Below are 20668 nucleotides of genomic sequence, written 5' to 3'. Positions count from 1 at the left end.
CCCCTCCACGACCGGACAACGAGAACAACCAGCTCAGGACACGATTTCTGACTGGAGTACTAAGAGGCATCTCATTTGGTGAGTCTGCGATAGCAGAGGAGACTGCGGGCAGCGATGCTGGTGAAGGCCAGGAAGTGTTCGGCTTTGCGCTCGTAGCGGCGGTGGAGTCGGCGGCCGCCGGCGAGCCAGGCCATCGTGCGTTCGATGGTCCAGCGGTGCCGGCCCAGGCGCGTGGACGACTCGATGCCCTTGCAGGCGATCCGGTCGGTGATCCCATGCTGGCTTAACCATCGCCGCAGGTGGTCGTAGTGGTAGCCCTGGTCCGCGTGCAGGTTGGCGGGAGACGCCGATGGGCTCTGCGGCGGGAGCGGATCGGCGGGATGCCGCGGAAACAAAGAACCTCCCTCTGAAGCAACGCGGCTGGGTCACATCGGTTGACCGTGCTCAACCATCGGTCTCAGGGTTGCCTGTCAAAACGCCAGTGTTGTGGGTGCGCAGACAATGGCCGACGGGTCAGGTCGGGCTGGCTCGCCGACGGGTCCAGACGTAGCCGGCGACGATCCCGCCGATCACGATCACCTCGAAGACCACGTCCACCAGGTGATCCCCCAGGGAGACCAGCAGCAGTCCGAACAGTCCAGCGGCAAGGACCGCGCCGAAGGATGCCGCCAACTGGTGCCGCGCCGTCCAGGCGTGGCGCATCCAGCGTGCCACGATCGCCGCGGCGGCGATGGCGACCAGCACGGCTGCGAGCACCCACCACACGAACGATATGCCGCCGCCGATGAACGCCAGCAGGTGGAAGACGAACCAGACCAGTCCGAAGCCCAGCCCGGTCCACCCGGCGCGCATCGGCCCGGGCAGCCGCTGCGGTACCCGCGGTGTTTCTCGGGCTCGGCAGCGCGACGCGGCCAAGGTCAGCATTCCCACGATCGCGAGCACCGCGCCGATCTCGACGACGGAAAGGCGGAAATCCGACCGCAGCAGGGAAATCAGCGCGAAGAGCGCCGTACCGAGGGCGAACACCCCACCGAAGGCCGGCAGCTTCCGTCGCGACAACCACGGGGACCCGCTTTCCCGGGGGAACAGGATATGCACCACGCCGATGGGAATAAGCACACTCCAGACAACGTGGTACCCGCACACGAGCACGGCCCAGAACCAGTTCACCCCGGCGGCGCGGCCGTACATCGTCTCGCCGTCCATCCCCTGCGGATTGAAGATCGTCTGCAGGGCGAGGCCCTCCTCGATCAGCGCGTAGGCGACACCGAGCAGGACTATCCCCCACCCGTTGAGCCGCAGGCGTTGCGCGATCTCGCGTACCAGGACGACACCGGCACCGTAGAAGCACAGGATCGAGACCACCCGCAAGGGCTCCACGAAATAGCTCAGGCGCAACGCCGCGCCCACCACCTCGCCCAGCAAGGGAGCCATGAGAAACAGCGTCACCACCGGGGCCACCCGGTGCCGCCGGCCATCCGGACTGAGCTCGGCGCGACCCCTGGCGATTGGTGGATCGGGCGGCGTCTTCATTCCCACGCTTCTGGGTCCTCTGTTTCACCTGTTGGCCGCCATCGCGATGGAGTTCCGCGATGTCGTTTCCGCCGATAACCGTCCCGCGGCGCACACCAGCATGATGGCCAGCGGGGAGTCAGCGACCACGGTGGCATTGGCCATGGGGGGAAGTCGGACGTTGACGGAGGTTCATATCTGCAAGTCTGTCGCTGCCCACGGCGCCGCGTATCCGCCGATGGTCTACTCCACGGCGACCAAAGTCTTAGTGCCGGGGGCGAGGACTCGTCCCACGTCATGACGGTGGCCGGGTGGCGGTTCTTGGAACCCGAAGGCTGGCCGGACCCGGGCCGGGACGGTCGCCCTTGTCCGCGCCGGAGTCCGCTTCGAGGGCGGTTCGAGCAGACCAGGCGCAGGCTGGCCCGGCTGCGTGGCGAGGGCAACCTGCGGACGGCGGCCGTCGTCGGCGCCGCCGAGTACGTGCACGCGCGCCTCCGGGCCGACGCGACCGACGGACCGTCCAACCGGCAGGTCGTCGACTCCGTGCTCCAGCGCCCGGACGAGCCCGGCGAGCTGCTCGCCTACTGGACGGCCACCCACGGCCGTAACGTCCCCAAGCCCCTCAAGCGCGGCATCGCCGACGCCGTACGGCGTCTCTACAGCGGCAAGTCGCTGCTGAAGTACGACACCGCGTCCCGCGGCTACCGCTTCGGCGACATCCTCAATCTGGTGCACGCGGCGCCGGACCCGGGCAAGCCGTGGCAGGGCGAGCTGTTCCAGTACGCCCTCGACCGCCGGCACCACCCGGACACCGCCGTGCCGCCCGCCTCCGACCGGGTCCTGACCGCGCACCGCGAGCTGATGACGCTGCCGGTCGAGGAGCGGCGCGCGGTCGTCACGTCCGAGGGCGGGGCCGAGCGGCTCGCGGCGGCCGGGATGACCTGGGAGGCGCTCGCGGGCTGGCTGCAGGGGCCGATGGACAAGGCGGCCTGGGAGGCGGTCATTCCCTCCATGGGCCCGATGGCGTTGGTGCGCAACCTCCGCAACTTCGACGAGGCCGGTGTCTCCGACGAGGTCGCCGCGCAGGTCGCGGCCCGGATCAGTGACCCGGCGGAGGTCGCGCGCTCGCGGCAGTTCCCCTTCCGGTACCTCGCCGCGTACCAGCACGCGCCCTCGCTGCGCTGGGCCTACCCGCTGGAGCAGGCGCTCGGCCACTCGCTGGTCAACGTGCCCGCGCTGCCCGGCCGCACGCTGGTGCTCGTCGACCGCTCCGGCTCGATGTTCTACTCGCGGCTGTCGGACCGCTCCGACCTCAATCGCGCCGACGCGGCGGCGATCTTCGGTACGGCGCTCGCGCTGCGGGCGGCGGACGCGGACCTCGTCGAGTTCGGCACCACCAGCAACCGCGTCGACTTCCGCAAGGGCGAGTCGGTGCTGAAGGTCCTGGAGCGCTTCGGCGACCTGGGCGGCACCGACACGACCGGGGCGGTGCGCAAGCACTACCGGAAGCACGACCGGGTGCTGATCGTCACCGACGAGCAGTACGCGTTCAGCCACCACGGCTCGCCGGCCGAGCAGGTCCCGGCGGACGTTCCGGTCTACACCTGGAACCTGGCCGGCTACCGGGTGGGCCACGGTCCGTCGGGGGAGGGGAACAGGCACACGTTCGGCGGTCTGTCGGACGCGGCTTTCCGGATGGTGCCCCTCCTCGAGGCGCGCGACGCCGACTGGCCCTGGGAGCACTGAGGCGCCCGCGGCGCTGAGCCGAAGGGGGCCCGCACACCGTACTTCGGTACGTGGTGCGGGCCCTTGTTCGTGACTTCGGTGCCGGCCCTTGTTCGTACGGCGGATTGATATCTAACATTTCAGTTCGTGGAGCCTCTACGACCCGTGCCCCGCACCCTCCTCCGGGAGCGCGCGTACGCAGCCATCCGGGACGCCATCGTGACCGGGGAGATCGAGCCCGGGGCCCTGGTGCGGGACGCCGATCTCGCGGAGCGGCTCGGGCTGTCCCGGGCGCCGGTGCGGGAGGCGTTCTCGCGGCTCGTCGACGAGGGGCTGCTGGAGAGCAAGCCGCAGAGCTACACGCGGGTCACCCCGGTCGTCGCCGCTGACGTGCGGGACGCGGCGGCCGTGGTGGGGGCCATGCACGAACTGGTCACCCGGGCCGCGGTGCCCCGGCTGTTCGCGGCGGACGTCGAGGCGATGCGCACGGCCAACGAGCGGTTCGCCGCCGCGGTGGGCGCCGGTGACGTGGACAGCGCCCTGGACGCCGATGACGGTCTGCACGACGTCCTGGTCCGGGTGAGCGGAAACCGCGCGGCCGCTGCCACCATCGCCCGCTACACCCCCCTCATCCGGCGGCTGGAGCGACGGCGCTTCGGCGAGGGCGGCACCTGCCGTTCGGCCGGGCTGCACGACCGGCTGATCGAGGCCTGCGCGGCCGGCGACGTGGACGAGGCGGTCCGCGTCACCGCGGAGATCTGGCGCACCCTCGCCGACCTGGCCGACTCCGACGACTGACCCCGCTCCAGGAGGCCCCATGTCCCTCGCCGCACCCTTCCCTTCGTACGCGCGTCACCCCCTCCTCTTCGGCCCCTCGCCCGTGCACCCCCTGGAACGCCTCACCGCCCACCTCGGCGGTGCCGCCCTCTGGGCCAAGCGGGAGGACTGCAACTCCGGGATCGCGTACGGCGGGAACAAGACCCGCAAGCTGGAGTACCTGGTCGCCGACGCCCTCGCGCAGGGCTGCGACACGCTGGTGTCGATCGGCGGGGTGCAGTCCAACCACACCCGGCAGGTGGCCGCCGTGGCCGCCCGGGCCGGGCTCAAGTGCGTGCTGGTGCAGGAGAGTTGGGTGGAGTGGCCCGACTCCGTGTACGACAAGGTCGGCAACATCCTGATCAGCCGGCTCGCCGGGGCCGATGTCCGGCTGGTGCGGGCCGGGTTCGGGATCGGCTTCAAGGAGAGCTGGGAGCAGGCGCTGCGCGAGGTCGAGGAGGCCGGCGGCAAGCCGTACGCCATCCCGGCCGGGGCCTCCGACCATCCGCTCGGCGGCCTCGGCTTCGCCGGGTGGGCGTACGAGGTCGCCGAACAGGAGCGGGAGTCGGGCGTCTTCTTCGACACCGTGATCGTCTGCTCGGTGACCGGGTCGACGCAGGCCGGCATGGTCGCGGGGTTCGCGGCGCTGGAGGAGGCCGGCGGACGGCCCCGGCGCGTGATCGGCGTCGACGCCTCGGCCAAGCCCGCCGAGACCCGGGCGCAGATCGCCCGCATCGCCCACCGCACCGGCCGACTCATCGGCGTCCAGCGGGAGTTGACCGAGGAAGACGTCGAGCTCGACGAGCGGTACCACGCCGGCGTCTACGGCCTCCCCGACGAGACCACGCTGGAGGCGATGCGGCTCGCCGCGCGCACCGAGGGCATGGTCACCGACCCCGTCTACGAGGGGAAGTCGATGGCCGGGCTGATCGACCTGGTCGCACGCGGCGAGATCGGCCGCGACTCCACCGTGCTCTACGCCCATCTGGGCGGGCAGCCGGCGCTGAACGCGTACAGCGCGCTGTTCTGACCCGTGAGGGTGGGCCGGCGGACCGCCTGTCTGGTGTCACCGGGAGAAGTGGTGGACCATGCGGGCAGTACGAGGTGTCCCGAGAGATGAACGGGGGTCTCCGCCTGGCCCTCGACAGGATACGGAGAGGGCCCCGGTTCACGAGGAGTAACTGGATGACGCAGGTCAAGCCCATGCGCGCGGACGCTCGCCGCAACTACGAGCGGTTGCTGAAGGCGGCGGCGGAGGCCTTCGCCGAGCATGGGGAGGGTGCGTCCCTCGACGACATCGCCAAGCGGGCGGGCGTCGGCTCCGGCACGCTGTACCGGCACTTCCCGACGCGTCAGGCGCTGCTGGAGGCGGCGTACGTCGACCGGATCAAGGCGCTGTCCGGGCGGGCCGACGAACTCGGCAGGGAGCTGCCGCCCGGTGAGGCGCTGGTGGCGTGGCTGAACGAGCTGTGCGTCGGCATCATCCAGGTCCGCGGGATGAAGGCCCTGCTCGGGTCGGCCGTCACGGACGACGGCGTCGCCGCGGTCACCGCGTGCGGCACGCACGTCCGGGCCGCGGCGACCCGGCTGGTTGGCGCGGCGCAGCGGGAGGGGACCCTGCGGGCGGACGTCGAGCCGATCGACGTGCTGCGCCTGGTGCACGGTGTGGCGACGGCGGCGGAACTGGCGAACGCGGACGGCAGCGGCACCCGCCGGTATGTGTCCTTGCTGACGGAGGGGCTGCGGCCGGTGAGGAGCTGAGGGCGGCGGGAACCGCGGCCGGCGAGGAGCCGAGGGCGGCGGCGGGCGCCCTGTGGCCGAGGGCGCCCGCGGCTGCGGAGTCAGAGTGACTGGGCCGCCGGCTTCACCATGTTGCGCACGGTCCGCGCCTTCACGAACTCGCCCATGGCCGTCATCTCCCACTCGCCGGAGAACTGGCGGATCAGCTTGGCCATCATCACGCCCGTCTGCGGTTCGGCGCTGGTCAGGTCGAAGCGGACGAGCTCCTCGCCGGTCGAGGCGTCCAGGAGGCGGCAGTAGGCCTTGGCGACCTCGGTGAACTTCTGGCCGGAGAAGGAGTTGACGGTGAAGACCAGGCCCGTGACCTCCTGCGGGAGACGGCCGAGATCCACGGTGATCACCTCGTCGTCGCCCCCGCCCTCACCCGTGAGGTTGTCGCCGGAGTGCTTGATCGCGCCGTTCACGATGGTCAGCTTGCCGAAGTAGCAGCTGTCGATGTGGTTGCGCTGCGGTCCGTAGGCGATGACCGAGGCGTCCAGGTCGATGTCCTTGCCGCGGTACGCCGGCTCCCAGCCGAGGCCCATCTTGACCTGCGAGAGCAGCGGGCGGCCGCCCTTCACCAGGGAGACGGTCTGGTTCTTCTGCAGACTGACGCGACCCTTGTCGAGGTTGATCTTCCCGGCGCCCGGAGCGGGGGCCGGGGCCGCCGGCGGCGCCTGCGGCATGGGCGGGGCCGGTGGGGTCACCGGGGGCTGCATGGTGGGCGTGGGCGGGGTGACCGGCTGGGCCGGGGCCGGCGCGGGCTCCTCCACCGTCACGCCGAAGTCGGTCGCGATGCCGGCCAGGCCGTTGGCGTACCCCTGGCCCACGGCCCGCGCCTTCCACGCGCCGTTGCGCAGGTAGATCTCCACGATCACCAGCGCGGTCTCGGTGCCGAGCTGCGGGGGCGTGAACGTGGCCAGGACGCTGTTGTCGTCCCCGTTGCGGATCGTGGCCGTCGGTTCGATGCCCTGGAAGGTCTGGCCGGCGGCGTCCGGGCTCGCGGTGACGACGATCTTCTCGATGCCCGGGGGGACGGCGGCGGTGTCGACGGTGATCGCGTCCGGGGCGGTGCCGCCGCCGGAGCGGTACGTCACGCCGGGGCCGGTGGGCTGGTTGTAGAAGATGAAGTCGTCGTCGGAGCGCACCTTGCCGTCGGCGGTGAGCAGCAGGCCCGATACGTCGAGCCGCACCGGGGCGGCGACGTCCACCGTCACGCGCGCGGCGGAGAGAGGGATGTTCGAGCCGGGGGTCATAGCTGTCATGCCAGGTGAACGAGCGAGGCCGTTTTGCCGTTCCCTTACCCGCGCTGCTGCTGCGGCGGTGGACCGGAGCACCGGGAAACGAGGTACGCGGCGGAGTGAACTCGCCTAGGCTGCCCTGCGTTTGAAGATTTTGTATGGGTTGAGAGGTGGTTTTGCGAATGTCCCGCATCCCGTCCAGACGCACCGTTCTCCGCGGACTCGCGGTCTCCGGAGCAGCGGTGATCGGCTTCGATCCCGCCACCCGGAGCTGGGCCGCGACCACGTCGGAGTCCGGCACGACACTGGCCGGGATTCCTCAGCTGGACGGAACGCTCGTCACGGACGCGTCGTCGCTCGCCGCCGCGGCGGACGACTACGGACATATAGTGCACCACCGTCCCCTGGCCGTCCTGCGTCCGGGCTCGGTCCGTGACGTCGTCGCCATGGTCCGGTTCTGCAACGAGCACTGTCTGCCGGTCGCGCCGCGCGGCCAGGGACACTCCCCGTTCGGTCAGGCGCAGGTGCAGGGCGGCCTGGTCATCGAGACCGCGACCCTCGCGGAGATCGGTCCCCTGGGGCCGGACAGCACCACCGTCACCGTCGGCGCGGGCGCCAAGTGGAGCGACGTGGCCAAGGCCACGACCGCCCACGGCCTCACCCCGCCCGTCTTCACCGACTACCTCGAGCTCTCCGTCGGCGGCACCCTGTCCGTGGGCGGTCTGGGCGGCCAGGCCCACCGGCACGGCGCCCAGGTCGACAACGTCACCGAACTGCGGGTCGTCACCGGAGCGGGCCAACTGGTCCGCTGCTCCCCCTCCCGGCGCCCCGACCTCTTCCACGCCGTCCTGGCCGGCCTCGGCCAGTGCGGCATCATCGTCGAAGCCACCCTGCGCCTGGTGCGCGCGCCCGCGACCGTACGCCACTACCACCTGACCTACGACGACCTGGCGACCTTCCTCGACGACCAGCGGATCCTCGCCCAGGAGGGCCGCTTCGACTGCGTCGAGGGCCAGGTCCACGCGGACGCCGACGGAGCCTTCCGCGTCTACGCCCTGGACGCGGTGGCCTACGGCCCGCCGGTCGGCCCCGCACCCGACGACACGGCCCTGCTGAGCGGCCTGCGCCACGACCCCGCCACCGTCCAGTACGAGGACCGGCCCTACTACGACTTCCTGAACCGGCTGGCCCCCTGGGTCGCCGCCGCGAAGGAGACCGGTGTCTGGACGTACGCCCACCCCTGGCTCAACCTGATGCTCCCCGGCACGTCCGCCGCGACCGTCAGCGCCCGGGTCCTGAACGCCCTCACCCCGGCCGACCTCGGCCCCATGGGTGTCATCCTCTTCTACCCCCTGCGGCGTGACCGCCTCACCACCCCGCTGCTGCGCACCTCCGACGAGGCCGTGTCGTACCTCTTCGACGTCCTGAGCGCCGCCCCGCCGGACGACACCGCCGCCGTCGACCGCCTCCTGGCGTCCAACCGCGCCGCCTACGAGGCCACCGCCGAGGCCGGCGGCACCCACTACCCCGTCGGCAGCATCCCCTTCACGCCCGCGGACTGGCGAACCCACTTCGGCCCGGCCTGGCCGGCGCTCGAGTCGGCGAAGCGCACGTACGACCCCCAGGGGATCCTGGTCCCGGGCCAGGGCGTCTTCTGAGGCGGATGAGGCACGGGCGTCGGGCCACCCGGCCGGAGTGATCAGGGCTTCGAAAGGTCTCCCGTTCCGGAAACGGGAGACCACGCTCGGGCACGGCCCGGCGAACGGCCCCCGCGCCACGGGGGTGCGGCATGTCGCCTACGGGACCACCACGATCTTCCGGCCGATCCCGGACGCGAACTGCTCCAGGGCCCGGGGGTACTGCTCCAGCGGCACACGGTCGCTGATGAAGATCTCGGGATCCAGCACCCCGTTCGCGAAGAGCTCCGCCGCCCGCTCGAAGCTGTGCAGCACCGCCATGGAGCCCGTGATCGTGATCTCCTGGTTGTAGATCCGGTACGGGTCGATCGTCACCCGCGTCGCATAGTCCGCCACCCCGAACTGCAGGAACGTCCCCGCCTTCGCCACCCGGCCCAGGCCGTCCTGGATCGCGGCCGCGTTGCCGGTCGCGTCCACCACCAGGTCCCAGCCCTGCGGGCGGTCCAGCTCGTCGGGGTCGGCCGCCGAGGCCGAGACGCCGAGCCTGCGTGCCGTCTCCAGGCGGGCCGGGTTCACGTCCACCACGTCCACGCTCGCCGCGCCCGTCCGCTTGGCCAGCTCCAGCATCATCAGACCCATCGTTCCCGAGCCGTAGATCAGGACGTGGGCGCCCAGGCGGGACCGGAGGACGTCGTAGCCGCGGACCGCGCAGGACAGGGGTTCCACCAGCGCCGCGTCCTGCGTCCGCACGTGTTCGGGCAGCTTCACGCAGTTCGCGACCGGGGCCACCGCGTACTGCGCGGCACCACCGGCCGTCGTCACGCCGATCGCGGCCCACCGCTCGCAGAGGTTGTTGTGACCCGTACGGCAGTACCGGCACTCGTGGCAGTACAGGGAGGGGTCCACGGCCACCCGGTCGCCCACCGAGACCTCCGTGACCTGGGTGCCGACCCCGACGACCTCGCCCGCGAACTCGTGCCCCGGCACGATCGGCAGCTTCGGGGCGAACTCGCCCTGCAGGATGTGCAGATCCGTTCCGCACAGGCCGCACGCCGCGACCTCGACCACGACCTCGCGCGGCCCCGGCGTCGGGTCCGGGACCTCGGTGACCACGGCCCTGCCCACGGACTCGATGACGGCGGCCTTCATTTCACGGCTCCCAACGACAGGCCCTGGACGAGTTTGTCCTGGGCGGCGAATCCCGCGGCGAGCACCGGCAGGGAGATGACGAGCGACGCGGCGCACACCTTCGCCAGGAACAGGCCCTGGCTGGTGATGAAGCCGGTCAGGAAGACGGGCGCCGTCTCGGCCACCACGCCGGTGAGTACCCGGGCGAACAGCAGCTCGTTCCAGCTGAAGATGAAGCAGATCAGGGCGGTCGCCGCGATGCCCGGCAGGGCGATCGGGGCCACCACGCGCGCGAGGATCGTCGGCAGACGCGCTCCGTCCACCCGTGCCGCCTCGATCACCGCCACCGGGACCTCGGCGAGGAAGGACTGCATCATCCACACCGCGATCGGCAGGTTCATGGAGGTGTAGAGGACGACCAGCAGCCAGATGTTGTCGAGCAGGCCGGCGTTCTTCGCGAAGAGGTAGATCGGCAGCAGTCCCGCCACGGCCGGCAGCATCTTCGTCGAGAGGAAGAAGAACAGGACGTCCGTCCACTTCTTCACCGGGCGGATCGAGAGCGCGTACGCCGCCGGGAGGGCCAGCAGCAGGACCAGCAGCGTCGACGCCACCGAGGCCACCGTCGAGTTGATCAGTGCCGGCCAGGGGCTCGCCCCGCCGCCGGTGCCGAAGAACTCGCGGTAGCCGTCCAAGGTCAACGACGCCGTGAAGGACGGCGGGTTGGTCGCCGCGTCCTGCTCCGAGTGGAAGGAGGTCAGCGCCATCCAGGCGATGGGGAGGAAGAAGACGATCCCGGCCAGCCAGGCCAGCAGACCGAGGCCGGCGCCCTTGCGGCGGACGAGTACGGTCGGTGCGCTCATGCGCGCGACACCTCCTCGCGGAAGAGGGACGAGACGACCCGCAGGGCGAAGGCCGCGATGACGAGCGAGCCGATGACCACCAGGACGCCCGCGGCGGAGGCGAGACCGTTCTCGTGGGCCTGGTAGAAGCTCTGGTAGACGGTGTAGGGCAGGTTCGCCGTGCCCAGACCGCCGGAGGTGATCGTGAAGACCGCGTCGAAGTTCTGGACGATGTAGATCGAGCCCAGCAACGCGCCGAGTTCGAGATAGCGGCGCAGGTGCGGGAGCGTCAGGTGGCGGAAGATCTGCCAGTCGCTCGCGCCGTCCACCCGCGCGGCCTCGATCTGCTGCTGGTCCCGGCTCTGCAGCCCGGCCAGCAGGATCAGCATCATGAACGGCGTCCACTGCCAGACCAGTGCGGCCTCGACCGCGAGCAGCGGGGTGTCGGAGATCCAGTCCGGCTGTGGCCCGCCGACGTAGTGCAGCAGGCCGTTGAGCAGGCCGTATTCGGGGTTGTAGAGCACGTGCTTCCACAGCAGGGCCGCGGCCACCGGGACCACCAGGAACGGGGCGATCAGAAGTGTGCGGACGACGCCCCGGCCGCGGAATCTCCGGTCGAGGAGCAGGGCGAGGGCCAGGCCCAGGACCAGGCTGGCCAGCACCACCGCCACCGTCAGCAGCACGGTCGTCCACACCGACTGGCGCAGGTCCGCGTCGGTCAGCACTTGGCGGTAGTTGTCGAGGCCGGTGAAGCGGCGGGCGTCGGGGTAGAGGGCGTTCCAGTCGAAGAAGGAGATCACCAGCGTGGCCACGAACGGGAGCTGGGTCACGGCGATCATGAAGATCAGGGCGGGCAGGAGCGGGGCGCGGGTGGCCCAGGCGCGCAGCCGGGCGGAGGGCTGCCGCGTGGTGCGTGCGGGGGTGGTGGCCATGGGAGCCGTCGTCGTGGCGGTCATCGTCCCTCGTACTCCTCGGAGATCCGCTCGGCGAGCCGCTGGGACTTCTTCAGGGCCGACTCGACGGACTGGCGTCCGGCGATGGCCGCGCTGATCTCCTGGGAGACCTTGGTGCCGAGGTCGGTGAACTCGGGGATGCCGACGAACTGGATGCCGGGGGCGGGCCGCGGCTGCACACCGGGGTCGTTGGGTCGGGCGCCCTCGATGGCCGCCTTCGTCATCTCCTGGAAGGCGGCGGCCTCCGCGCGGTAGGCCGCGTTCGTGTACGTCGACGCGCGCTTGCCGGCGGGGACGTTGGCCCAGCCGATCTCCTTGCCGACCAGCTCCTCGTACTGCTTGCTCGACGCCCAGGAGACGAACTTCCAGGCCTTGTCGGTGTTGCGGGAGGCCTTCTGGACGCCCCAGGCCCAGGTGTAGAGCCAGCCGGAGGAGTCGGTCTTCTCGACGGGGGCGGGGGCGTAGCCCACCTTGCCCTTGACCGGGGACTTCGCCGCCTCCAGGGAGCCGGCGGCGGAGGTGGCGTCGTACCACATGGCGACCTTGCCCTGGGTCATGTTGTTCAGGCACTCGGCGAAGCCGGACTGGGCGGCGCCGGACTCGCCGTGCTCGCGGACGAGGTCGACATAGAACTTCGTCGCCTTCTCGAACTCGGGGGAGTCCAGCCGTGCCTTCCAGTCCTTGTCGAACCAGGTGCCGCCGAAGGTGTTCACGACGGTGGTGAGGGGCGCCATGACCTCGCCCCAGCCGGGCAGGCCGCGCAGGCAGATGCCCTTCATCCCGGGCTCGGCGCCGTCGACCTGGGCGGCGAGGCCGGCCACCTGGGTCCAGGTGGGGTGCGCCGGCATCGTCAGGCCTTCCTTCGCGAAGACGTCCTTGCGGTACATCAGGAAGGACGACTCGCCGTAGAAGGGCTGGCCGTAGAGCTTGCCGTCGTCGGCGGTGAGGGACTCCCGCATCGGCTTGAGGACGTCCTGCTCGTCGTACGACGGGTCCTTCGCGACGTAGGAGTTCATCTCGTGCAGCCAGCCGTTGCGGGCGTAGATCGGTATCTCGTAGTTGGAGAGGGTCGCCACGTCGTACTGGCCGGCCTGGTTGGCGAAGTCCTGGCTGATCTTGTCGCGGACGTCGTTCTCGGGCAGGACGGTGAAGTTGACCTTGATGCCGGTCTCTTCGGTGAAGTGGGCGGCGGTGAGCTTCTGCAGCTCGGTCATCTGGGGGTTGTTGACCATGAGGACGTTGATGGAGTCGCCGCCGGAACCGGACCCGCCCGCCCCGACCCAGCAGCCGGAGAGCAGCGGGGCGAGCAGCGTCCCAGCGGCGGCCGTGGCGAGCGTCGCTCGCGGCCTCCGTCGGCTCGGGATACGCATGGATCGCTCCTGGAGATAAACGGAGATAAGTGTAGATAAGGGGCGGCGCAGGGCAAGGGGTGCCCGTGAACAGTGGGTTGGATTTTCAAACCCTGATGACCTGTGGCCCCAGCAGCGAGTACCGGTGGGCCTCGGACGCGGGCAGCAGGGTGCTCGTCACGATCGCCTCCAGTGCGTCGACCTCGGCGAACCGGCAGAAGCTGACCGCTCCGAACTTGGTGTGCACGCCCGCGAACACCGTGCGTCGCGCGGCCCGCACGGCCTGCGCCTTGACCTCGCCGACGGCCGGGTCGGGGGTGGTCAGGCCGTGCTCGCGGCTGATGCCGTTGGCGCCGATGTAGGCGAGGTCGACGACGAAGCCCGCCAGCATCTTCGTCGTCCAGTGGTCGACGGTCGCCAGGGTCCCGGCGCGGACCCGGCCGCCCAGCAGCAGGACCGAGACGTTGCCGGCCTCCGCGAGCGTGCCCGCGACCGGCAGAGACGCGGTGACCACGGTCAGCGGCCGGTCCCTGGGCAGTGCCTCGGCGATGAGTTGCGGGGTGAAGCCCTCGTCGACGAAGACGGTCTCGGCGTCCCCGAGGAGTCCGGCCGCCGCGGCGGCGATCCGGCGCTTCTCGGGCACATGGCTGGTGGCGCGGAAGGCGAGCGTCGTCTCGAAACCGGCGCTCTCCACGGGATAGGCGCCGCCGTGCGTGCGGCGCACCAGGCCGTGGTCCTCCAGGGCGCGCAGATCCCGCCGGACGGTCTCCTTGGCCACGCCCAGGTCGGCGGCGAGCGCGGCCACGTCGACCGAGCCGGTGGCGCGCGCGGCCCGCACGATCTCCCGCTGGCGTTCCTCCGCTGTCCGCGGAGCTGTGTTCGGGGTCATGCCGTCACCTCGCTTCCCCTCGTGCCGAGTGCCCGTTCGGGCCCGATGGGGCCCATGGGGGAAGTTCTACAGCGGGGGTGCGGCACTGACCAGGTCTGTTGCGGGTCCGATGCTGCCCGTGTCTGCCCGTTTACGGCGAGGGGTGCCCGCCTCGGACCTGCAAAGCCGTGGGGGAGGGCGTGAGAACGGGCAGCGCGGATGCCCGAATGCGGCGGCGGGCGGGCCCGTTCGGTGCCCGCCCGCCGCGCGAACGGTGGTTTTCCGCCGTGCGGGCGGCCCGTCAGTACGGCCAGATCGGCGGGTCGCTCACGAAGTGGCCGCCCAGGTAGGCGTGCGCGATGTTCTCCGGGTCGAGCTCGCCCTGCTCGGCGATCAGCTTCTCGGCGTACGGCTCGGAGTCGTCCTGGGGCTCGTAGCCGAGGGCGCGGGCGGTGCTCAGGTCCCACCACAGCCGGGTGTTCGCGGAGGAGCCGTGGACGACCGTGTGGCCGACGTTCTCGGCGGTCAGGGCCGCGTGGAAGAGGCGGGCGCCGTCGGCGGGGCTCATCCACACCGAGAGCATGCGGACGCTGGTCGGCTCCGGGAAGCAGGAGCCGATCCGCACGGACACCGTCTCCAGGCCGTACTTGTCCCAGTAGAACTGGGCGAGGTCCTCGCCGAAGGACTTGGACAGGCCGTAGAAGGTGTCCGGGCGGCGCGGGGTGTCGACGGGGATCAGGGGGTCGTCGCCCCGGGGGCGCGGGGTGAAGCCGACCGCGTGGTTGGAGGAGGCGAAGACGACACGGCCGACGCCCTCCTCACGGGCGGCCTCGTACACGTTGTACGTCCCCTCGATGTTCGCCTTGAGGATCTTCTCGAAGGGGGCTTCCAGGGAGATGCCCGCGAGGTGGATGATCGCGTCGACGCCCCGCACGGCCTCCCGGACGGCGTCCTTGTCGGCGAGGTCCGCGGTGATCGCGTCCGGCTCGCCCTCGATCGGGCGCAGGTCGAGCAGGCGCAGCTCGTAGCCGTAGTCGGGGAGCAGGTCCCGCATCAGGGTGCCGAGGCCACCGGCGGCGCCGGTGAGCAGGACGGTGCGCGGAGCGGGCATCCTCGGGTCTCCTTGGATCGGCGGGGCGACGGATGAGTGGCCCGGCGGCCGTATGCGTGGACGTTATTCACATTCATGGACACGCTAAGGATCACTCGTGTCTCCGTCAAGTGTCGCGCGGAGCTCGGAAATCCGCTCCTGTCAGGTGGTTTGCGCGCTTGACCGCGCCTCGGGGGCCTTCATAGGGTGAGTGCGTTCATAAATGTGGACGTCAGTCAGAAGAACGCACGCGTCGTCCTAGGGAGAGCCCGTGACGCCAGCCCCGCTCGCCGCACGCCTGCGCGTCCCCAGCGGACCGCTGTTCTTCCCCGTCACCGCCTTCGGCCCCGACGGCTCCGTCGACCTCGACACCTACCGGGCGCACGTCCGCCGCGGGGTCGAGGCGGGGGCCGCCGCCGTCTTCGCGTGCTGCGGCACGGGGGAGTTCCACGCGCTCACCCCGGAGGAGTTCGAGCGGTGCGTCCGGGCGGCCGTGGAGGAGACCGACGGGCGCGTACCGGTGGTCGCGGGCGCCGGCTACGGGACCGCGCTGGCCGTGCGCTACGCGCGCCTCGCGCACGGGGCCGGCGCGGACGGGCTGCTCGCCATGCCGCCGTACCTCGTCGTCGCCGGGCAGGAGGGGCTGCTGCGCCACTACCGCGAGGTGGCGGCCGCGACCCCGCTCCCGGTGATCGTCTACCAGCGCGACAACGTCGTCCTCACCCCCGGGACCGTCGTCGAACTCGCCCGCACCGAGGGGATCATCGGCCTCAAGGACGGACTCGGCGACCTCGATCTGATGCAGCGGATCGTCAGCGCCGTCCGCACCGAGGTCCCCGGCGACTTCCTCTACTTCAACGGCCTGCCGACCGCCGAGCAGACCCAGCTCGCCTACCACGGCATCGGCGTCACCCTCTACTCGTCGGCCGTCTTCTGCTTCGCCCCCGAGATCGCCCTCGCCTTCCACCGGGCGCTCACCACCGGCGACGAGTCCACCGCGCACCGCCTGCTGGACGGCTTCTACCGCCCGTTCGTCGAACTGCGCGCCCAGGGCCGCGGCTACGCCGTCTCCCTCGTCAAGGCCGGCGTACGACTGCGCGGACTCGACGTGGGGGAGGTGCGACCCCCGCTGCACGAGCCGGGCGAGGATCATGTCAAGCAGCTCGCTCAGGTGATCGAGCGCGGGTACGCCCTGCTCGACGAGGACAAGTGAAGGCGGAGGACAAGTGAAGGCGTCGACTTTCGTCTACCCCTGGGACGTCAACGGGGACCCGGAGGCCCCGGGCCGCATCGCCGCGCTCGGCGTGCGACAGGTGACGCTCGCCGCCGCCTACCACTCCACCCGCGCCCTCACGCCCCGCCACCCGCGCCACCGCATCGTCACCGCCGAACACGCGGCCGTGCTGTACCCCACCGACCTGGCGGGCGGCCGCTGGGCGGGCCGCACCCTGCGCCCCTGCCCGGCCGGAGACTGGGCCCCCGGCGACGCCTATGGGGAGGCCGCCGCCGCGCTCGCCGAGGCCGGCCTGGAGGTGCACTCCTGGGTGGTCCTCGCGCACAACTCCCGCCTGGGCGCCGAGCACCCGGACACCTCGGTCGTCAACGCCTACGGCGACCGCTATCCGTGGGCCCCGTGCATCGCGCAGCCCGCCACGCGGGCGTACCTCGTCGACCTGGCCGCCGAGGCCGCCGTACGGCCCGGCGCGGCCGGCACCGAGCTGGAGTCCCTCGGCTGGTACGGCCTCCAGCATCTGCACGCCCACGACAAGACCGGCGGGGTCGGCCTCGGGGACGCCGGGCAGTACCTGATGGCGCTCTGCTTCTGCCCGGCCTGCCGGAAGGGCTACGGCGCGCAGGGCCTGGACGCCGACGAGCTGGCGGCGGCCGTACGCACCGCGCTGGAGCCGGTGTGGCAGGGGGCGCCCGACGACGGGGGCTGGGCGGGCGTCGAGAAGCTGCTCGGGGAGGAGACGGCGAGGGCCACGCGCGCGTGGCGCGACGAAACCGCCCGCACGCTCCAGGAGGCAGCGGTCGCCGCCGTCCGCGCGGCCGCACCGCAGGGCTTCCAGATCCTGCTGCACGCCGACCCCGTGACCTACCACGTCGGCGCCAACCCCGGCGTCGACCCCGCGCACATCCTGTCCGTCGCGGACGGCGTGGTCGTGCCCTGCGCCGGCGGCCCCGGACTGCTCACGCCCTTCGCCGAGCAGCGCAGGGAGGGCGCCGTCCTCGCCGCCAACCTCGGCATCGTCTCCGGGATGGGCGGCAGCCCGGGCACGCTCGCGGCGGACGCGGCCCGCGCGCGTGAGCTCGGGGCCACGGAGATCCGGCTCTATCACGCCGGGTTGGCGTCGGACGGCGACTTGGCGGCGGTGCGGGAGGCGCTCGCGGTGCTCTGAGCCAGGGCGGTGCTCGTCGCGAGGAGCGCCAGGCCGACCAGGACCAGCAGCAGCCGGTGGTCGACGAGTTCGACCAGCGCGGCCCCCACGGCCAGCCCGATCACGTTCGGCGTGAAGACCAGGGTGTTGGCGGTGGCGGTCACGCGACCGAGGAGCGGTCCTGGCGTCTCGCGCTGTACGGCGGTGAACGCGGCGATCAGCACGCACGGCAGCCCCAGCCCGATCGCCGCGCTGCCCGCCAGTGCCACCGGCTCGGACGGGACCGCCCGCGCGGCCACCGCGACGGCCAGCAGGGCGATCCCGCCCGCCGCGAACCGGCGCTCGCCGAGCCGTCGCAGCGCAGGCCCGGAGACCAGCCCGACCGCCACCGAGCCGACGCCCTGCACGGCGTAGAGCACGCCGGTGTAGGCGGGGGCGTGCCCGAGGCCGTCCACGACGGCGTAGGTCGTGGTGGCGTTCAGCCCGCTCATGAGCATCGTCGCGCCGCCCGCCAGCACGAGCGGGCGCAGCCCGGGGTGCGCCCACAGGTGGCGGGCCCCCTCGGCGGTCTGCTCCCGCCAGCCGCCGCTGGGCCGCTCCGGCCGCTCCTCGTGGACGCGGACGAGCATCCACAGCCCCGCGGCCACCGCGAACGTGACCGCGTCCAGAAGGGCGACCGTCGCCCCGCCGAGCGCTGCGTAGAGGGCCGCGCCCGTCAGCGGGGCCACCAGCTTCGTGCCCTCCACGGCCGTCATCCGCAGCCCGTTGAAGTCGCCGAGCAGGTCCGGGTCGACGACGGAGGTGAGCAGGGCCGACTCGGCGGGATCGTGGACGACGACAGTGGCCCCGTACACGACCAGGACGGCGAACAGGAGCCACAGGTCACCCCTGGAGTCGACGGCGAAGAGGCTGAGGAGCAGCCCGCCGAGGCCGAGGTTCGTCCAGATCAGCAGGGGCCTGCGGCGCACACGGTCGGCGATCGTGCCGAGCGCCGGCGCGGCCAGGGTCGGCGCCCAGACGGCCAGCAGGCACAGCGCGGCCAGCCCGTCCGACCCGGTCAGATCCTTGACCCACACACCGGCCGCCAGCCCCAGCGCGGAGGTACCGAACGCGGACACCACCACGCCCACCAGATACAGCCCCGCGTTGCGGTCCCGCAGCACACGCGTCACGGTCCAGTTCGTCATCATGCCTGGTCATCGTGGTTCTAAGGCGGGTAGGCGGGCATCGGTCAGGTTTCCTAGGCACGGACGGCGGCCCGGCGGGAAGCCGTCGGAAGCCGTCGGTCATGCCCCTGGGGCGCGTACGGCACCGGCCCTGGCGTCGAGGCCATGATCTATGTCGTTCCCGTCTTCATCGGGGTCCTCTACGTCCTTCTCATGTGCCTCGTGCGTGAGCCGCACCGACGCCGCCTGAACGCGGATGGGGGCACCGCCCGGTCGAGCGAAGCCGAGACTGGGGGAGGTGGGCGGAGCGGGCGCCGCCCATCTCAGCGGCGGCGGTCTGGGCGGCTGGGAGTTCGCGTTCACCGCGGTGGCCACCTATGTCGCCTACCGGGGCCTGGACTCGTGGACCTTCATCGGCATCGGCTGGCTGCTGCACACCGCCTGGGACGCCGTCCACCACGTCAGGGGCAACCCGATCGTCCCCTTCGACCACACCTCCTCCCTGGGCTGCGCGATCTGCGATCCGGTGATCGCCCTGTGGTGTCTGGCCGGGGGACGGACACCGGCCGAGCTGCTGCGCACCTGGCGGGTGGCGGCCGGGGCGCGATGAGTGTCCCGGGCACGATGAGTTTCCGGCGCGCGACCGGTCCACCCTGTATGACTGACACGACCACCACTCTCGACCTCGGACCGCAGACCCGGATCGTGGCGCGCCTCGCCGAGGGCGTGACCGACGAGCAACTGGCGGATCGGACACCGTGCCCGGAATACCTGGTGCGCAACATGCTCGGCCACCTGGCCGGGCTGGCCGTCGCCTTCCGTGACGCCGGGCGCAAGGACCTGGGCGTCACGACCGACACCAGCCCGGAGGCCGCCGTGCCGGACGTCGGGCCCGGCTGGCGCGAGGAGCTGCCCAGGGTGCTCGACGAACTCGCCGGCGCCTGGCGGGACCCCGACGCCTGGACCGGCATGACCCGCGCGGGCGGCATCGACCTGCCCGGCGCGGTCGCGGGCGCCGTCGCCGCCGACGAGCTGGTCGTCCACGGCTGGGACCTGGCGCGGGCCACCGGCCAGGAGTACGCCCCCGACCCGGCGGCGCTGCGGGCCTCGTACGCGTTCCTGTGGGCGGCCGCCGAGGAGTCCGACCGCGGCGGCGGGATCTTCGGCCCCGTCGTCCCCGTCCCGGAGGACGCCCCGCTGCTCGACCGGACGGTCGGGCTGAGCGGGCGTGATCCGGGGTGGCGGCCCGGACGGGCGGACGGGGCGGGCCAGGCGCCGTAGACGGCCGCATGAGCCCGTCGTAGACGGGCGTAATCCATGCACGTCCGGCAAGGGGGGACCGTACGCTCCCCACCATGCCCCTCAGCCTCACCGTCCTCGGTACCGCCTCCCCGCACCCGGGCCCGGGTCGCCCCTGTTCCGGGTACCTGTTGCGCGGCGGGGGTGCGGAGGTGTGGGTGGACGCGGGGACGGGGACGTTCGCGGAGTTGCAGCGGCACACGGATCCGCGGCGGCTCACGGCGATCTGGATCTCCCATCTGCACGCCGACCACAGCGCCGATCTGCTCGCCGCCGTCTACGCGTTCGCCTACGGCGGCCTCACCCCGCCGGCACCGATCCCGGTGTACGCGCCGACCGACTGCGCCCGGCGCCTGGCCGGGTTCCTCGGACGGCCGGACGTACGGTTCCTCAGCGGCGTCCTGGACTTCCGGCCGCTGTACGACGGCCATGCCGTCCGGCACTGGAACCTCCGGCTCACCTCGCGCGCGGTCACGCACGACACCGAGGCGTACGGGTTGCGCGCCGAGTGCCAGGGCAGCGTCCTCGCGTACTCCGGGGACAGCGGGCCGTGCGACGCGCTCACCGAACTCGCCCTGGGCGCCGACCTGTTCCTGTGCGAGGCGGACATCGACCGGCATCGCGAAGGCGAACAGGTGCATCTGACGCCGGAGGACGCAGGCGACGCCGCCCGCAAGGCCGGTGTGCGCGAACTGGCCGTCACCCACGTCGGACCCACGCTGACCAGGGAGTCCGCGACCGCGCGCGCCGCCGCCGCGTTCGGCGGTCCCACCAGCGCCGCGGTCGAAGGTGCCACCGTCTCGCTCTGACTGCCCCTCAGCGCAACCTCAACTTCCTTTGTCAGAAGCATTGACGAAACACGGGGCCCCTCCTACCTTCAACGCGTCG

17 protein-coding genes and 3 pseudogenes are annotated in these 20668 nt (G+C 71.7%); 10 read left to right on the top strand and 10 right to left on the bottom strand.

From position 1 onward, the window contains the following. Nucleotides 1-71: 71 nt before the first annotated feature. Both IE263_RS50060 and IE263_RS21325 read right to left on the bottom strand, forming a co-directional pair. Nucleotides 72-448 (bottom strand): annotated as a pseudogene (locus IE263_RS50060) (transposase); the annotation flags it as partial. Between the two features lie 65 nt (nt 449-513). Then, on the bottom strand, nt 514-1533 hold the full coding sequence (locus tag IE263_RS21325; RefSeq protein WP_189938954.1) for an AF_0692 family protein: 1020 nt from the start codon (nt 1531-1533) through the stop codon (nt 514-516). Between the two features lie 396 nt (nt 1534-1929). Between IE263_RS21325 and IE263_RS21320 the strand changes: the two are divergent. The 4 genes and pseudogenes from IE263_RS21320 to IE263_RS21305 form a co-directional block, all read left to right on the top strand. Further along, a pseudogene (locus IE263_RS21320) lies at nt 1930-3258 on the top strand (TROVE domain-containing protein); the annotation flags it as partial. Nucleotides 3259-3384: 126 nt separating this feature from the next. Continuing rightward, nucleotides 3385-4035 carry a GntR family transcriptional regulator gene (locus IE263_RS21315; RefSeq protein ID WP_189938952.1) on the top strand — a complete coding sequence of 217 codons (651 nt, stop codon included), beginning with the start codon at nt 3385-3387 and terminating at the stop codon, nt 4033-4035. A gap of 19 nt (nt 4036-4054) precedes the next feature. Continuing rightward, entirely contained in the window at nt 4055-5083 is a 1029-nt protein-coding gene (locus tag IE263_RS21310; RefSeq protein WP_189938951.1) for a 1-aminocyclopropane-1-carboxylate deaminase, read from the top strand. A 155-nt stretch (nt 5084-5238) separates the two neighbouring features. Beyond that, complete coding sequence (locus IE263_RS21305; RefSeq protein ID WP_189938949.1) at nt 5239-5814, top strand: TetR/AcrR family transcriptional regulator; 576 nt, start codon at nt 5239-5241, stop codon at nt 5812-5814. Between the two features lie 80 nt (nt 5815-5894). On the opposite strand, the gene IE263_RS21300 is transcribed toward IE263_RS21305, so the two are convergent. Further along, complete coding sequence (locus tag IE263_RS21300) at nt 5895-7088, bottom strand: TerD family protein (RefSeq protein ID WP_189938947.1); 1194 nt, start codon at nt 7086-7088, stop codon at nt 5895-5897. Between the two features lie 167 nt (nt 7089-7255). Here IE263_RS21300 and IE263_RS21295 point away from each other — a divergent pair, with 167 nt between their 5' ends. Beyond that, complete coding sequence (locus IE263_RS21295; RefSeq protein ID WP_189938945.1) at nt 7256-8731, top strand: FAD-binding protein; 1476 nt, start codon at nt 7256-7258, stop codon at nt 8729-8731. Nucleotides 8732-8869: 138 nt separating this feature from the next. Here the strand turns inward: IE263_RS21295 and IE263_RS21290 are convergent, their stop codons facing one another. The 6 genes from IE263_RS21290 to IE263_RS21265 all read right to left on the bottom strand — a co-directional run bounded on the left by IE263_RS21290 (nt 8870) and on the right by IE263_RS21265 (nt 14958). Next, nucleotides 8870-9859: a zinc-dependent alcohol dehydrogenase family protein gene (locus IE263_RS21290; protein WP_189938943.1), complete on the bottom strand. Its 990-nt coding sequence runs from the start codon at nt 9857-9859 to the stop codon at nt 8870-8872. Continuing rightward, nucleotides 9856-10698 (bottom strand): carbohydrate ABC transporter permease, encoded by an 843-nt coding sequence (locus IE263_RS21285; RefSeq protein WP_189938941.1) that lies wholly within the window; start codon nt 10696-10698, stop codon nt 9856-9858. The genes IE263_RS21290 and IE263_RS21285 overlap by 4 nt, the downstream gene beginning before the upstream one ends. Then, on the bottom strand, nt 10695-11633 hold the full coding sequence (locus IE263_RS21280) for a carbohydrate ABC transporter permease (protein WP_189938939.1): 939 nt from the start codon (nt 11631-11633) through the stop codon (nt 10695-10697). Before IE263_RS21280 ends, IE263_RS21285 begins: the two co-directional genes overlap by 4 nt. Then, nucleotides 11630-13000 (bottom strand): ABC transporter substrate-binding protein, encoded by a 1371-nt coding sequence (locus tag IE263_RS21275; RefSeq protein ID WP_189938937.1) that lies wholly within the window; start codon nt 12998-13000, stop codon nt 11630-11632. The genes IE263_RS21280 and IE263_RS21275 overlap by 4 nt, the downstream gene beginning before the upstream one ends. Nucleotides 13001-13085: 85 nt before the next feature. Then, a complete protein-coding gene (locus IE263_RS21270; RefSeq protein ID WP_189938936.1) occupies nt 13086-13868 on the bottom strand; it encodes a DeoR/GlpR family DNA-binding transcription regulator in 783 nt (260 codons plus the stop codon). A gap of 280 nt (nt 13869-14148) precedes the next feature. Next, complete coding sequence (locus IE263_RS21265; RefSeq protein ID WP_189938934.1) at nt 14149-14958, bottom strand: NAD-dependent epimerase/dehydratase family protein; 810 nt, start codon at nt 14956-14958, stop codon at nt 14149-14151. Between the two features lie 250 nt (nt 14959-15208). Between IE263_RS21265 and IE263_RS21260 the strand changes: the two genes are divergently transcribed. Together IE263_RS21260 and IE263_RS21255 are read left to right on the top strand one after the other, a co-directional pair. Next, nucleotides 15209-16150 (top strand): 5-dehydro-4-deoxyglucarate dehydratase, encoded by a 942-nt coding sequence (locus IE263_RS21260; protein ID WP_189938932.1) that lies wholly within the window; start codon nt 15209-15211, stop codon nt 16148-16150. Nucleotides 16151-16163: 13 nt separating this feature from the next. Further along, nucleotides 16164-17336: a hypothetical protein gene (locus tag IE263_RS21255; RefSeq protein WP_189938930.1), complete on the top strand. Its 1173-nt coding sequence runs from the start codon at nt 16164-16166 to the stop codon at nt 17334-17336. Here IE263_RS21255 and IE263_RS21250 read toward each other — a convergent pair. After that, nucleotides 17273-18505: an MFS transporter gene (locus IE263_RS21250; RefSeq protein WP_189938928.1), complete on the bottom strand. Its 1233-nt coding sequence runs from the start codon at nt 18503-18505 to the stop codon at nt 17273-17275. The two genes, IE263_RS21255 and IE263_RS21250, sit on opposite strands and share 64 nt — an antisense overlap. Nucleotides 18506-18646: 141 nt before the next feature. On the opposite strand from IE263_RS21250, the pseudogene IE263_RS21245 reads away from it, so the two are divergent. From IE263_RS21245 to IE263_RS21235, 3 genes and pseudogenes are all read left to right on the top strand, one after another. Continuing rightward, nucleotides 18647-19091: pseudogene (locus tag IE263_RS21245) on the top strand (DUF6010 family protein). A 47-nt stretch (nt 19092-19138) separates the two neighbouring features. Beyond that, complete coding sequence (locus tag IE263_RS21240) at nt 19139-19762, top strand: TIGR03086 family metal-binding protein (protein WP_189938926.1); 624 nt, start codon at nt 19139-19141, stop codon at nt 19760-19762. A gap of 74 nt (nt 19763-19836) precedes the next feature. After that, the gene (locus IE263_RS21235) at nt 19837-20589 is read left to right on the top strand and encodes an MBL fold metallo-hydrolase (RefSeq protein ID WP_189938924.1); all 753 of its coding nucleotides are present in this window, start codon (nt 19837-19839) and stop codon (nt 20587-20589) included. Nucleotides 20590-20668: the final 79 nt, after the last annotated feature.

Source organism: Streptomyces aurantiogriseus, from assembly GCF_014649375.1.
Taxonomy (GTDB): domain Bacteria; phylum Actinomycetota; class Actinomycetes; order Streptomycetales; family Streptomycetaceae; genus Streptomyces; species Streptomyces aurantiogriseus.
The sequence above is the reverse complement of the archived record's forward strand: the minus strand, read 5'-3'. Positions and strand labels throughout refer to the sequence as shown.